The organism is Pseudaminobacter sp. Soil_N_29 (assembly GCF_057656055.1).
Genome location: NZ_JBDGLC010000001.1, coordinates 884,779 through 898,252, shown reverse-complemented (window position 1 = coordinate 898,252; position 13,474 = coordinate 884,779). Strand labels below are relative to the sequence as shown.

12 protein-coding genes are annotated in these 13,474 nt (G+C 65.2%); 4 read left to right on the top strand and 8 right to left on the bottom strand.

Going from position 1 to position 13,474, the window contains the following annotated elements; translation table 11 throughout:
- Window positions 1–53: 53 nt before the first annotated feature.
- The 3 genes from AC3A4H_RS04240 to AC3A4H_RS04230 all read left to right on the top strand — a co-directional run bounded on the left by AC3A4H_RS04240 (window position 54) and on the right by AC3A4H_RS04230 (window position 3,308).
- A complete protein-coding gene (locus AC3A4H_RS04240; protein ID WP_487765559.1) occupies window positions 54–869 on the top strand; it encodes an ABC transporter permease in 816 nt (271 codons plus the stop codon).
- A gap of 22 nt (window positions 870–891) precedes the next feature.
- Window positions 892–2,319 (top strand): gamma-aminobutyraldehyde dehydrogenase, encoded by a 1,428-nt coding sequence (locus AC3A4H_RS04235; RefSeq protein WP_487765558.1) that lies wholly within the window; start codon window positions 892–894, stop codon window positions 2,317–2,319.
- A 131-nt stretch (window positions 2,320–2,450) separates the two neighbouring features.
- Window positions 2,451–3,308, top strand: coding sequence for a sugar phosphate isomerase/epimerase family protein (locus AC3A4H_RS04230; protein WP_487765557.1), 858 nt, complete (start codon window positions 2,451–2,453; stop codon window positions 3,306–3,308).
- Window positions 3,309–3,315: 7 nt separating this feature from the next.
- On the opposite strand, the gene AC3A4H_RS04225 is transcribed toward AC3A4H_RS04230, so the two are convergent.
- The 6 genes from AC3A4H_RS04225 to AC3A4H_RS04200 form a co-directional block, all read right to left on the bottom strand.
- Window positions 3,316–3,567: a formate dehydrogenase subunit delta gene (locus AC3A4H_RS04225; protein ID WP_487765556.1), complete on the bottom strand. Its 252-nt coding sequence runs from the start codon at window positions 3,565–3,567 to the stop codon at window positions 3,316–3,318.
- Window positions 3,557–4,384, bottom strand: coding sequence for a formate dehydrogenase accessory sulfurtransferase FdhD (fdhD, locus tag AC3A4H_RS04220; protein WP_487765555.1), 828 nt, complete (start codon window positions 4,382–4,384; stop codon window positions 3,557–3,559). Before fdhD ends, AC3A4H_RS04225 begins: the two co-directional genes overlap by 11 nt.
- A gap of 11 nt (window positions 4,385–4,395) precedes the next feature.
- A complete protein-coding gene (gene fdhF / locus AC3A4H_RS04215; protein ID WP_487765554.1) occupies window positions 4,396–7,269 on the bottom strand; it encodes a formate dehydrogenase subunit alpha in 2,874 nt (957 codons plus the stop codon).
- A 10-nt stretch (window positions 7,270–7,279) separates the two neighbouring features.
- A complete protein-coding gene (locus AC3A4H_RS04210; protein WP_487765553.1) occupies window positions 7,280–8,836 on the bottom strand; it encodes a formate dehydrogenase beta subunit in 1,557 nt (518 codons plus the stop codon).
- On the bottom strand, window positions 8,833–9,312 hold the full coding sequence (locus AC3A4H_RS04205; protein WP_487765552.1) for a formate dehydrogenase subunit gamma: 480 nt from the start codon (window positions 9,310–9,312) through the stop codon (window positions 8,833–8,835). Before AC3A4H_RS04205 ends, AC3A4H_RS04210 begins: the two co-directional genes overlap by 4 nt.
- An 89-nt stretch (window positions 9,313–9,401) precedes the next feature.
- Window positions 9,402–10,301 carry a LysR family transcriptional regulator gene (locus tag AC3A4H_RS04200; RefSeq protein ID WP_348777862.1) on the bottom strand — a complete coding sequence of 300 codons (900 nt, stop codon included), beginning with the start codon at window positions 10,299–10,301 and terminating at the stop codon, window positions 9,402–9,404.
- A 401-nt stretch (window positions 10,302–10,702) separates the two neighbouring features.
- On the opposite strand from AC3A4H_RS04200, the gene AC3A4H_RS04195 reads away from it, so the two are divergent.
- Complete coding sequence (locus AC3A4H_RS04195) at window positions 10,703–11,872, top strand: Mrp/NBP35 family ATP-binding protein (RefSeq protein WP_487765551.1); 1,170 nt, start codon at window positions 10,703–10,705, stop codon at window positions 11,870–11,872.
- Between the two features lie 220 nt (window positions 11,873–12,092).
- On the opposite strand, the gene AC3A4H_RS04190 is transcribed toward AC3A4H_RS04195, so the two are convergent.
- Both AC3A4H_RS04190 and AC3A4H_RS04185 read right to left on the bottom strand, forming a co-directional pair.
- Window positions 12,093–12,545: an SRPBCC family protein gene (locus AC3A4H_RS04190; protein WP_487765550.1), complete on the bottom strand. Its 453-nt coding sequence runs from the start codon at window positions 12,543–12,545 to the stop codon at window positions 12,093–12,095.
- Window positions 12,546–12,635: 90 nt separating this feature from the next.
- A complete protein-coding gene (locus tag AC3A4H_RS04185; protein ID WP_487765549.1) occupies window positions 12,636–13,379 on the bottom strand; it encodes a class I SAM-dependent methyltransferase in 744 nt (247 codons plus the stop codon).
- Window positions 13,380–13,474: the final 95 nt, after the last annotated feature.

Here is a 13,474-nt window from a genome sequence, read left to right as displayed (position 1 = left end):
GGGAGGGGTCAGGGGTGGGGGTAAGGCTCCTCTCATAGCAGTGGGAGGCATCCATGCGCTCTGATCGCAACCAGTCCGCGCCCCTCGGCGTCAAGCTCGCAGCGGCGGCGGGGCTCCTGTTCCTGCACCTGCCGATCCTGCTGATCTTTGTCTACGCCTTCACGACGGAAGAAAAGACCTACCAGTGGCCGCCGCCCGGCTTCACGCTGAACTGGCTGTCGGTCGCCTGGAACCGGCCAGACGTGTGGGCCGCACTTGGCCTGTCGGTCAAGGTGGCGTCGATCGCCACGGCAATCGCGCTGGTGCTCGGCACGCTGTGTGCGGCTGCCGTGAGCCAAACAAAATTCTTCGGTCGCGAGGTGGTGTCGCTGCTGGTGATCTTGCCGATTGCGCTGCCCGGTATCATCACCGGCATCGCTTTGCGCTCGGCCTTCAACCTGGCCGACATCCCGTTCTCGTTCTGGACGATCATCCTCGGCCACGCCACCTTCTGCGTGGTCGTGGTCTACAACAACGCCGTGGCGCGCTTCCGCCGCACCTCCGGTTCGATGATCGAGGCCTCGATGGACCTGGGCGCCGACGGCTTCCAGACCTTCCGGCATGTGGTGCTGCCCAATATCGGCACCGCGCTTCTTGCCGGCGGCATGCTGGCCTTTGCGCTTTCCTTCGACGAGGTCATCGTCACCACCTTCACCGCCGGCCAGCAGCAGACGCTGCCGATCTGGATGCTGGAGGAACTGGTGCGGCCGCGCCAGCGCCCGGTCACCAATGTGGTGGCGATGGTTGTGGTGCTGGTGACGTTCCTGCCCATCCTCGCCGCCTATTACCTGACCCGCGAAGGCGACCAGGTCGCCGGCAGCGGCAAGTAGAATTCAAAGGGAGAGAGACATCATGTACACCGAGATGCTGATCGGTTCACGCTTTGAAAGCGGTACGGAAACCGAAGAGCCTATCCTCAACCCCAGGACCGGCGAAACCATCCTCAAACTGCCCGAGGCCAGCCAGGCGCAGATCGATGCCGCGGTCGCCTCGGCCGAGAAGGCCTTCGCTTCATGGTCGCGCACTACCCCGGCGGAGCGCTCCGGCTATCTGCTCAAGATCGCCGAGCGCATCGAGGCGGAGGCCGAGAGCTTCGCCAAGCTAGAGGCGCTGAACTGCGGCAAGCCCGTCAACGCCGTGCTTAACGACGAGATCCCGGCGCTGGTGGATTGCTATCGCTTCTTTGCAGGCGCGGTGCGCACCATGCCGGGCGTCGTCGCCGGCGAATACATTGCGGGCCATACCTCGATGATCCGCCGCGACCCGGTCGGCATCGTCGCTTCCATCGCACCGTGGAACTATCCGCTGATGATGATGGCCTGGAAGCTGGCGCCGGCCATTGCCGGCGGCAACACGGTGGTGTTCAAGCCTTCCGAACAGACGCCGCTGACAGCGCTGAAGCTCGGCCGCATCCTGGCCGAAGTGCTGCCCGAGGGCGTGGTCAACATCGTGCTCGGCCGCGGCGAAAGCGTCGGCAATGCGCTGATCAACCATCCCAAGGTCAACATGATCTCGATCACCGGCGACATCGCCACCGGCAAGAAGGTGCTGCAGGCGGCCGCCCGCTCGGTCAAGCGCACCCATCTGGAACTGGGCGGCAAGGCCCCGGTCATCGTCTTCGACGACGCGGACCTGGAAGCAGTCGTCAACGGCGTCCGCGCCTTCGGCTACTACAATGCCGGCCAGGACTGCACCGCCGCCTGCCGCATCTATGCCGGCAGGAAGATCTACGACAAGCTGGTGGCCGAGCTCACCTCGGCCGTATCCACGATCAAGTACAACCTGCCCGACGATACCGAAAACGAGATCGGGCCGCTCATCTCCAGCCGCCAGCGCGACCGCGTGGCGAGCTTCGTCGAGCGCGCCACCGAGCGCAAGCACATCGAGATCACCACCGGCGGCAGACCGGGCGAGGGCGGCGGCTTCTATTATCAGCCCACCGTCGTGGCCGGCGCGCTGCAGGAAGATGAGATCGTGCAGCGCGAGGTGTTCGGACCCGTTGTCTCCGTCACCCGCTTCTCCGATGTGGACGAAGCCGTGAACTGGGCCAACGATTCCGACTATGGCCTTGCCTCGTCGGTGTGGACCAAGGACATTTCGCGCGCCATGGCGACCGCCGCGCGGCTGCAATATGGCTGCACCTGGATCAACACCCACTTCATGCTCACCAATGAGATGCCGCATGGCGGCATCAAGCAGTCGGGCTATGGCAAGGACATGTCGCTCTATGCGCTGGAGGACTACACTGTGGTCCGCCACGTCATGGTCGCGCATGGGTGAGCAGCCGGCAGTCGGCGCGCAGCGGAGAGCGGCGCCCTGACGTGCGGTTTCTATGATCCCGTCTGGTAGGACCAGATTTTCCGCGCTAACCTCCTCGCGGCGCCGATAGTGGCGCTGCGAGGAGGGGACGCATGAAAATCGGCTTCTGCATGTTTCTCTGGACCACCAACGTCACAGCCAAGCACAAGGCGCTGTTGGAGGACATCAAGGCGACCGGTTACGACGGCGTCGAGATTCCTATCTTCGAAGGCACGCCGGACGATTACAAAAGGCTTGGCGAGATGCTCGACCGCATCGGGCTGGAGCGCACTGCGGTCTCGGCCATGGGCGATCCGGCCATGAACCTGATCGCGCCCGATGCGGCCACGCGCAAGGCCGGCATTTCCTATGTGAAATGGGCGGTCGACTGCGCATCCGCCCTGGGTGCGGCAACGCTCAGCGGCCCGTTGCATTCCACGCTCGGCCGTTTCACGGGCGTCGGCCCCACTGCGGCGGAGAAAAAACGCTCGGTCGCCTCGCAGCGCGCCATCGGCGACCACGCCGGCGCAAAAGGCGTCACCATCGGGCTCGAAGCGCTCAACCGCTTCGAGTGCTATCTGCTCAACACCATGGCCGATTTGTCAGCGCATGTGGACGAGATCGCGCATCCCCAAATCAAGGCGATGTACGACACCTTTCACGCCAATATCGAGGAGGCCGACCCGATCGGCGCCTACACCAACCATGTCGGCAACATCGTCCACGTCCACATCTCGGAGAACGACCGCGGCGTGCCCGGGCGCGGCAACATCCCGTGGAAGAAGACCTTTTCGGCGATCCGCGAGAGCGGCTACGATGGTTGGCTCACCATAGAAGCCTTCGGCCGCGGCCTGAAGGACCTCGCGGCGGCGACGAAAGTCTGGCGCGATTTTGCCGAGAGCCCGGAGGCAGTCTATCGCGAAGGTTTTGTTCACATCCGCGATGGCTGGAAGCGGGCGGGGCGGCGGTAGACCGGCACTATGCCGCCGCGTCGGCCGGCCGCCTGATGGTCGCCGAAGCCGCGATCACCAGCTCGTCCAGCCCGCCGCCGCCGGCATCGATGATCTCGAACAGGTGCCGGCGCATGCGCGGCTCCCAGAATTTGTTGATGTGCTCGGCGGTGCCGGCGATGCCTTCCTCGCGCGGCTTCGAGTGGAAGAAGGTCGCGATCTGGTTGGCCATGCGGATGATCTTGTCGCGCGTGCTGGCCCTGTGTTCATCAAGCGACATGGCGTTCTACTCCGGAAATTACGCGGTCTGGATGGGTGAAGATGTCGAAGTCGTCGCCGCGCACCAGCGCCACCAGCGTCATGCCGGCTTCGTCCGCGGTGCGGATGGCGAGCGCAGTCGGCGCCGAGACGGCGATGATGAAGCGCGAACCGATGGCGGCCGCCTTCTGCACCATTTCGACGGAAACGCGGGAGGTGACGACCACGGCGCCGCTGGCGCCTGCGATGCCGGCCTTGGCCAGCGCGCCGGCAAGCTTGTCGAGTGCGTTGTGGCGGCCGACGTCCTCGCGCGCCAGCACGATGCCCTGGCCGGGCACGTAGAAGCCGGCGGCGTGCACCGCGCCGGTCTCGGCATGCATGGGCTGGGCCTTCGAAAGCAGCTTGACCGAGTTGACGACGTCGTCATGCGAAAGCGTCAGCGCGGCCATGCCCACCTGGCATACCGAGCGCATCGCTTCCTCGATGGACTCGATGCCGCACAGCCCGCAGCCGACCGGGCCGGCGAGCCTGCGCCGCCGCGCCTGGAAGCGGGTGTTGGCCTGGTCCTTCAGCCGGATCTGGATGTCGATGCCGGCGCCGTGGTCCTCGAACTCGAACGCTTCGATCTCCTCGGCGGAACTGACGATGCCTTCGGTCAGCGAGAAGCCGAGCGCGAAATCCTCGAAGTCGGCGGGGCTTGCCATCATCACCGCATGCGTGGTGCCGGCATAGGAAAGCGCGATCGGCGTTTCCTCCGGCACCATGCGCTGCGCCGCAGCCGTCCCGCTCGCGCGGCGCGCGATGCGGGTGATCTGCGTAATGGCGGGGCGAGGGCTCATGGCGAGCCGCCTTACTCCGCTGCTTCCAGCGCGATGCGCCGGCTCTGGCGGGCCTGCTCCTCATATTCCACCTGCCATTCGGACGGGCCGTTGGACGGCGTCACCTGAACGGCAGTGACCTTGTACTCCGGACAGTTGGTAGCCCAGTCGGAGAAGTCGGTGGTGATGACGTTGGCCTGCGTGGTCGGGTGGTGGAAGGTGGTGTAGACCACGCCCGGCGCCACGCGGTCTGTGATCAGCGCGCGCAGCGTCGTCTCGCCCGAGCGGCTGGCCAGCCGCACCCAGTCGCCCTCGCGGATGCCGCGGTTTTCGGCGTCATGCGGGTGGATCTCCAGCCGGTCTTCGTCGTGCCACACCACGTTGTCGGTGCGGCGGGTCTGCGCGCCGACATTGTACTGGCTCAGGATGCGGCCGGTGGTGAGCAGCAGCGGGAAGCGCGGCCCGGTCTTCTCGTCGGTCGCCACATATTCGGTGCGGATGAACTTGCCCTTGCCGCGCACGAAGCCGTCGAGATGCATGACCGGCGTGCCTTCCGGCGCCTTCTCGTTGCACGGCCACTGAACCGAGCCCATCTTCTCCAGATAGTCGTAGGAGACGCCGGCGAACGTCGGGGTGGTCTTGGCAATCTCGTCCATGATCTCCGACGGGTGCTGGTAGTTCCAGTTCACGCCCATGGCCTGGGCGAGCTTCTGGGTCACTTCCCAGTCGGCATAGCCGTTCTTCGGGCTCATCACGCGGCGAACGCGGTTGATGCGGCGTTCGGCGTTGGTGAAGGTGCCGTCCTTCTCGAGGAAGGTCGAGCCCGGCAGGAAGACATGTGCGTAGTTGGCCGTCTCGTTGAGGAACAGGTCCTGCACCACCACGCATTCCATGGCGGCAAGGCCCGCGGCGACATGCTTGGTGTCCGGGTCCGACTGCAGAATGTCTTCGCCCTGGATGTAGATGCCCTTGAACGTACCTTCGACGGCCGCGTCCAGCATGTTGGGAATGCGCAGGCCCGGCTCGTTGTCGAGCTTCACGCCCCATAGGCTTTCATAGATGTCGCGCACCGCGTCGCCCGAAACGTGGCGATAGCCCGGCAGTTCGTGCGGGAAAGAGCCCATGTCGCACGAGCCCTGCACGTTGTTCTGGCCGCGCAGCGGGTTCACGCCCACGCCCGGCCGGCCGATATTGCCGGTGGCCATGGCAAGGTTGGCGATAGACATGACGGTGGTCGAGCCCTGGCTGTGCTCAGTCACGCCCAGGCCGTAATAGATCGAGCCGTTGCCGCCGCGGGCATAGAGGCGGGCCGCGCCGCGGATCGTCTCGGCCGGAACGCCCGACAGCTTCTCGACCTCTTCCGGCGAGTTCTGCGGCTCGGCGACGAAGGACGCCCAGTCCTCGAATTCCGACCAGTCGCAGCGCTCGCGGATGAAGGCCTCGTCATAGAGCCCTTCGGTCACGATGACATGCGCCAGCGCGGTCATCACTGCCACGTTGGTGCCGGGCTTCAGCGCCAGGTGGTAGGCCGCCTCGATATGCGGCGACTTCACCATCTCGGTGCGGCGCGGATCGATGACGATCAGCTTGGCGCCGGCGCGCAGCCGCTTCTTCAGCCGCGATGCGAACACCGGATGGGCCGATGCCGGGTTGGCGCCGATGACGATCACGACATCGGTGTGCTCGACCGAGTCGAAGTCCTGCGTGCCGGCCGAAGTTCCGAAGGCCTGGCCGAGGCCGTAGCCGGTCGGCGAGTGGCAGACGCGGGCGCAGGTGTCGACGTTGTTATTGCCGAAACCCTGACGGATCAGCTTCTGGACGAGGTAGGTCTCCTCGTTGGTGCAGCGCGAGGAGGTGATGCCGCCCACGGCGCCGCGACCGTACTGGTACTGGATGCGGCGGAACTCGTTGGCGGTGTGGGTCAGCGCCTCTTCCCACGACACTTCGCGCCACGGGTCGGTGATCTTTTCGCGGATCATCGGGTTGAGGATGCGCTCCTTGTGCGTGGCATAGCCATAAGCGAAGCGACCCTTGACGCAGCTATGGCCACGGTTGGCCTTGCCGTCCTTGTAGGGCACCATGCGCACCAGTTCCTCGCCGCGCATCTCCGCCTTGAACGAGCAGCCGACGCCGCAATAGGCGCAGGTGGTGACGACCGAATGCTCAGGCTGGCCGATCTGGATGACCGACTTTTCCGTCAGCGTCGCCGTCGGGCAAGCCTGCACGCAGGCGCCGCAGGAAACGCACTCAGAGTCGAGGAACAGCTGGTGCGCGCCCGGCGAGACACGGCTGTCGAAGCCGCGGCCTTCGATGGTCAGCGCAAAGGTGCCCTGCACCTCTTCGCAGGCCCGCACGCAGCGCGAGCAGACGATGCACTTGGACGGGTCGTAGGTGAAATAGGGATTCGATTCGTCCTTCGGCATCCACTTGAAGTTCTGGACGCCGTCGTTCTTGGCTCGGACGTGGTTCTCGCCTTCATGGCCGTAGCGCACGTCGCGCAGGCCCACTGCACCCGCCATGTCCTGCAGTTCGCAGTCGCCATTGGCAGCGCAGGTCAGGCAGTCCAGCGGATGGTCGGAGATGTAGAGCTCCATCACGCCTTTGCGGATGTCCTTCAGCCGGCTGGTCTGGGTGTGGACCACCATGCCCGGCGCCACCGGCGTGGTGCAGGAGGCGGGCGTGCCGGCGCGGCCTTCGATCTCGACCAGGCAGAGACGGCAGGAGCCGAAGGCGTCGACCATGTCGGTGGCGCACAGCTTTGGCACCTGGATGCCGGCCTCCACCGAGGCGCGCATGATCGAAGTGCCCTCAGGCACCGTCACCGAAAAACCGTCGACGGTCAGCGTGACCTGCTTTTCCGCCTTCGAGGCAGGGGTGCCGAAGTCGATTTCGTGTACGAGACCCATTTTTCGTCTCCTATTCCGCTGCCTGGGCGACCGGGACCGGCCGGAAATCTTCGGGGAAGTGGGTGAGTGCGCTCATGACCGGGTAGGGCGTGAAGCCGCCGAGCGCGCAAAGCGAGCCGAACTTCATCGTGTTGCAGAGGTCGGTGACCAGCGCGAGGTTCTTCTCGGGCTCGATGCCGCCCGCCACCTTGTCCAGCGTCTCCACGCCGCGCGTCGATCCGATGCGGCAGGGCGTGCACTTGCCGCAGCTTTCGATGGCGCAGAACTCCATGGCGAAGCGGGCCATCTTGAGCATGTCGGCGCTGTCGTCGAACACGGTGATGCCGGCATGGCCGATCAGGCCGTCGCGCTTGGCAAATTCCTCGTAGTCGAACGGCGTGTCGAACAGCGCGCGCGGGAAATAGGCGCCCAGCGGGCCGCCCACCTGCACCGCCTTCACGGGCCGGCCGGTGGCGGTGCCGCCGCCGATCTCGTCGACGATTTCGCCAAGCGTCAGGCCGAAGGCCACCTCGAACAGGCCGCCATGCTTGACGTTGCCGGCGATCTGGATCGGGATGGTGCCGCGCGAGCGGCCCATGCCGAAGTCGCGGTAATATTCCGCGCCCTTGTCCATGATGATCGGCACCGAGGCCAACGAGATCACGTTGTTGATGACGGTGGGCTTGCCGAACAGGCCCTGGATCGCCGGCAGCGGCGGCTTGGCGCGCACCACGCCGCGCTTGCCTTCCAGGCTGTTGAGCAGCGAGGTCTCCTCGCCGCAGACATAGGCGCCGGCGCCGGAGCGGATCTCGAGGTCAAAGGCCTGGGAGGATCCCAGCACGCTCTTGCCGAGAATGCCGGCGCTGCGCGCCGCCTCAACGGCCTTGTTCATCACCGCGATCGCGTGCGGATATTCGGAACGGATATAGACAAAACCCTTGGTCGCGCCGGTGGCGAGGCCGGCAATCGCCATGCCCTCGATAAGCACGAAGGGGTCGCCTTCCATGATCATGCGGTCGGCGAAGGTGGCCGAGTCGCCTTCGTCGGCGTTGCAGACGATGTATTTCTGCTCGGCCGCCGTATCGAGAACCGTCTTCCACTTGATGCCGGTGGGGAAGCCAGCGCCGCCGCGTCCGCGCAGGCCCGAATCGGTCACCTGCTTGACGATGTCGGCCGGGATCATCTTCACCGCATTGCGCAGGCCGGTGAGGCCGCCATGCGCCTCATAGTCCTCCAGTGACACCGGATCGGTGATGCCGCAGCGGGCGAAGGTCAGGCGCGTCTGTTTGGCGAGGAAGGGAATCTTTTCAGGGTCGCCCAGCGAAAGCTTGTGCTGGCCGCCGGACACCAGGCCGGCGTCGAACAGCGTTGGCACGTCCTTGGCCGAGACCGGGCCATAGGCCACGCGGCCGGCGTCGGTGGCCACTTCCACCATCGGCTCCAGCCAGTAGAGGCCGCGCGATCCGTTGCGCACAATCCGCGCATCGATGCCGCGCGAAAGAACTTCGGCCTCGATTGCCTTGGCTACCTTTTCGGCGCCGAGCCCCAGCGCGCCGGAATCGCCCGGAACGTAGATGGTGACGGTCACGAGCGCACCTCCGCGACGATTTCTTCGATCTTGTCGGCGTCGAGCCGGCCGATGACCTCGCCGTCCAGCATGGCCGCCGGGGCGCAGGCGCAGAGGCCCAGGCAGAATACCGGCTCCAGCGTGACTGAGTCGTCCTTAGCCGTCTCATGGAAGCCGATGCCCAGCGCCTGGCTGATCTGCGCGGCGATGGCGTCGGCACCCATCGACTGGCAGGCCTCGGCGCGGCAAAGCTTCAGCACGTGCCGACCGGCAGGCTGGCTGCGATAGTCGTGATAGAAGGTGACCACGCCGTGCACTTCCGCGCGCGACAGGTTCAGCGCCTCGGCGATGACCGGAACCGTCTCCGACGGCACGTGGCCAAATTCTTCCTGGATGCTGTGGAGAATCGGAAGCAGAGGGCCTTCCAGATCCTTGAACTCGTCGATGACCGATCTTGCCCTGGCGGCGATGTCGGTACTTGCCGACTGCATAGCCATGCAGCGCCCTCCCTTTCTGAAACGGGCAAAGCTATTCAGAACGGGAAAGCGTAATCAATATAGCAGTTTCGTTGATCGATAGAAAAAATCTATTGAAGGGCGACAAGGCTTGCCGCAAGCAGACGCGCCTCATGCATCAGCGCCGAAACGATCGGCGTGTTAGGCTCCCGGTGCGCGGCCACCAGGCCCACCAGATGGCTTGCATCCGGCTCGACGATGGGAATGGCGCGGATGGGTTCCGCAAAGCCGAAGGTTTCGGCCAGATTGAGCGGCATGATCGACGCCCATTTCCCGGTGCGGATATGCGAGAACAGCACGATCATCGAGTTCGATTCGAGCGTGGTTTGCGCCTTCACGCCGGCTTCCTCCAGATGCCGGTTGATGATGCGACGGTTCTGCATGTCCGGCGTCAGCAGGCACAGCGGCAGCGTGCTCACCTCGGCCCAGGTCACAGATTTTCGGTCCGAAAAAGGCGTGCCCGCCGCAGTGATGAGCTGGTAGCGCTCCGAATAGAGCGGCACCGAGGCGACTCGGCCAAGCGGCTCGTTGTCGAGATAGGTGATGCCGATGTCGGCCTCGAGGTTTTCCAGAAGCGTCAGCACCTCGATGGAAGTGCGCGAGATGATGGAGAAGGTCACCGCCGGGTGCTTTTCGTGGAAGGGCGTCGTCAGCCGCGGCGTCATGGCAAGTGCTGTCGGAATGGCGGCGATGCGCACATGGCCGGAGAGGCCGTGGCGCGCCGCGCGCATTTCCTCGCGCATGGTGCGGGTGTCTCCCACTATACGGCGTGCCCATTCCAGCACGCGGCTGCCTTCAGGAGTCAGGCCCTGGAAACGCGAGCCGCGCTGCACCAGCATCACGCCGAGCTGGTCTTCCAGCTGCTTGATGCCGGCCGAAAGGGTGGGCTGTGTCACGCCGCATTCCTCGGCCGCGCGACCAAAGTGCTGCTCCTTGGCCAGCGCCAGGAAGAATTCGAGCTTGTCGATCATGCGGTGAAACTAGCCGGTTGGCAGCCGGAGCGCCAGAAGGAACGGACGCTGCCAGGCTGTGATCGACTTCGATCGCCCACTCCTCGCTTCGCTCGGCATTTCCGCCTCCATTTCAGGGCAGGGCATTTGAAGTACCCCCACCCCTAACCCCTCCCCACAAGGGGGAGGGGGACCGCTTTGTCACCGTGCACGCCAAGAACGGTGATGGTTGGTGCCGGACGGTCATGCAGCAGAATTCCCCTCCCCCTTGTGGGGAGGGGTTAGGGGTGGGGGTACAAGGCCGATTGCATCCATATGCAATGATGGGGAAGCGCGACCTCTGGCCGCCTCGAGAGCCGGGCGCTTGGTTCCGGCGACGATATGCATTATCTCAAGCTAAACACCGGAAGAGAAGAAGCATCATGTCAGTGACCAGAGAAGCCGTTCTCGAAAAGCTCAGCACGATCAAGGGCCCCGATCTTGAAGGCGACATCGTCAGCCTTGGGCTGGTTTCGGAAATCTTCGTCGCCGACAGCAAGGTCTTTTTCTCCATCACCGTTCCGGCCGCCCGCGCGCAGGAACTGGAACCGTTGCGCGCCGCTGCCGAGCGCGCCGTGAAGTCCATCCCCGGCGTCGTTAGCGCCATGGTGGCGCTGACTGCCGAGAAGAAGGGCGGCGGCATGGAAAGCGCGCCGCCACGGCCCGTTCCGCCCCGCCCGGCAGCGCCCACTACGCCACCCCGAGCCGCACCCCACGCGCCCGCCGGCCACCAGCCGGGCAAGCGCGGCGTGCCGGGCATCGAGGCGATCATCGCGGTGGCTTCCGGCAAGGGCGGCGTCGGCAAGTCGACCACCGCCATCAACATCGCGCTCGGCCTTGCGGCCAACGGGTTGAGGGTCGGCGTGCTCGACGCCGACATCTATGGCCCCTCCATGCCCAAGCTGCTCAACCTGCACGGCCGGCCCCAGACGGTGGACGGCCGGGTGCTGAAGCCGATGGAGAAATACGGGCTCAAGGTCATGTCCATGGGCTTCCTCGTCGACGAGGAGACGCCGATGATCTGGCGCGGGCCGATGGTCATGTCGGCGCTGACCCAGATGCTGCGCGAGGTCGACTGGGGGCCGCTCGACGTGCTGGTGGTCGACATGCCGCCCGGCACGGGCGACGCCCAGCTTACCATGGCGCAGCAGGTGCCGCTGGCCGGCGCCGTCATCGTCTCGACGCCGCAGGACCTGGCACTGATCGACGCGCGCAAGGGGCTCAATATGTTCAAGAAGGTCGACGTGCCTCTGCTCGGCATCGTCGAGAACATGAGCTACTTCGTGGCGCCCGATACCGGCAAGCGCTACGACATTTTTGGCCATGGCGGCGCGAAGAAGGAAGCCGAGCGCCTGGGCGTCACCTTCCTCGGCGAAGTGCCGCTGGAAATGGGTATCCGGGAAAGCTCGGATGCCGGCGCGCCGGTGGTCGTCTCCAAGCCCGACGGGCTGGAAGCCAAGACCTATCGCGACATCGCCGGCAAGGTCTGGACGCGGGTGCAGGAAGCGCGCGGCGCGGCCGAGGCTGCGGTGCCGAACATCGTGTTTGAGTGAGGCGCTGATCGACCCCCACTCCGATCCGCTTCGCGGACCACCATTCCGGGGCGAGCCACGGGTCTCGCCCGTCCTTCGGACCCCCCGTTCGACGGGGGAGAGGAAAGGCGCGAACCGACGAAGCTGGGCGCCCTTCCTCTCCCTCCGGAGGGGGGAGAGGTGGCGCGCGAAGCGCGACGGAGTGGGGGACGACGCTATGCGATTGGTAACCCGCTGTCGTTTACCCTTCGCCCACCTTTTCCCCAAAACTGGAAAAGAACTGCCCGGCGAGCTTCTTCGACGTCGACATGATCAGTCGGCTGCCGAGCTGGGCGATCTTGCCGCCCACATCGGCCTTGGCCTCGTATTTGAGGATGGTGGTATCGGGACCGTCCTCGGTCAAGGTCACGTCGGCGCCGCCCTTGGCGAAGCCGGCAATTCCGCCCTTGCCCTCGCCGGTGATGGTGTAGGAGTGCGGCGGCTTCAGGTTCGTCAGCGTCACCTCGCCGGCGAAGGTCGCCTTGATCGGGCCGATCTTGAGTACCACGGTGGCGGCCATTTCGGTGGGCGATTTCATCTCCAGGTCCTGGCAGCCGGGAATGCATTCCTTCAGCACTTCGGGGTCGTTCAGCGATTCCCACACCTTCTGCACGGGCGCGGCGATGCGTTCTTCACCTTCGATGACGAGGGCCATTGTTTCCTCCCGAATGGATTCCTCGCCGAAGGGGTAACGGAGGCGGAGTTTCTTGTCTATCGCACCAAAGTGCTGCGAGCGCCGCCGGGCTCAGCGCAGCCGCCCGATCGGGATGATTTCGCGCGAGGCCGGCGTCCATGGCGCGCCGTGCCAGTCGCCCAGCCATCGGTCCACCGCAAGGCCGGCTTCGTGCAGCATCTTCGCCAGCGCGTCCTTGCCCGGAAAGGCGATTTTCGATTGTGCGTGGAAACGCCGCCCGTCGGCCGCAGTGTAAAAAGTGTCGTAGGTCACCACGCCGGCCGCTTCGTCCCATGCTGCGTCGTTCCAGGCTTGCACCATGCCGAGGCGCGGATGCTGGACAGAGCGCTGCGATTCTTCCGGCACCCATTCCAGCCATTCCCGCGCCGCCGGGTTGCGGTTGTCGAAGATGAAGCGCCCTTCCGGCGCGAGATGGGCTGCGATGGTCTCCAGCACCGCCCGCTGGTCTTCCGCGGTCAGGAACACCTGGAAGGCATGGCCGGTCAGCAGCACCAGATCGAACTTTTTGCCGAGCCGCACATGGCGCGCGTCGGCCTCCACCCATTCCACGCTCTCGCCGCCTGGCCGGCCGCGTGCCACGTCCAGCATGGCGCCCGCCGGATCGACGCCGGTCACATTGCGGCCAGGCGCCAGCGCCACCGCCACCTGCCCGGTGCCGCAGCCGAGATCGAGGACGCTGCCTGCGCCCTCGGCAAAGGCGATGCAATAGTCTTGATCCGCGCCGCCTTCATTTTCGAGATCGTAGAACTGCACAAGTTCGGGGTCGATATAGAGGCGGTCGTCGATCAGGGTCATACAAACATTCCTCTTCCACTCACCTGCGCTGATACCATCTTCCCGCCGTCTTCGTCTTCCCCTGTCCGAAAACCGGCGGCGGCGCTTTGGTGCCG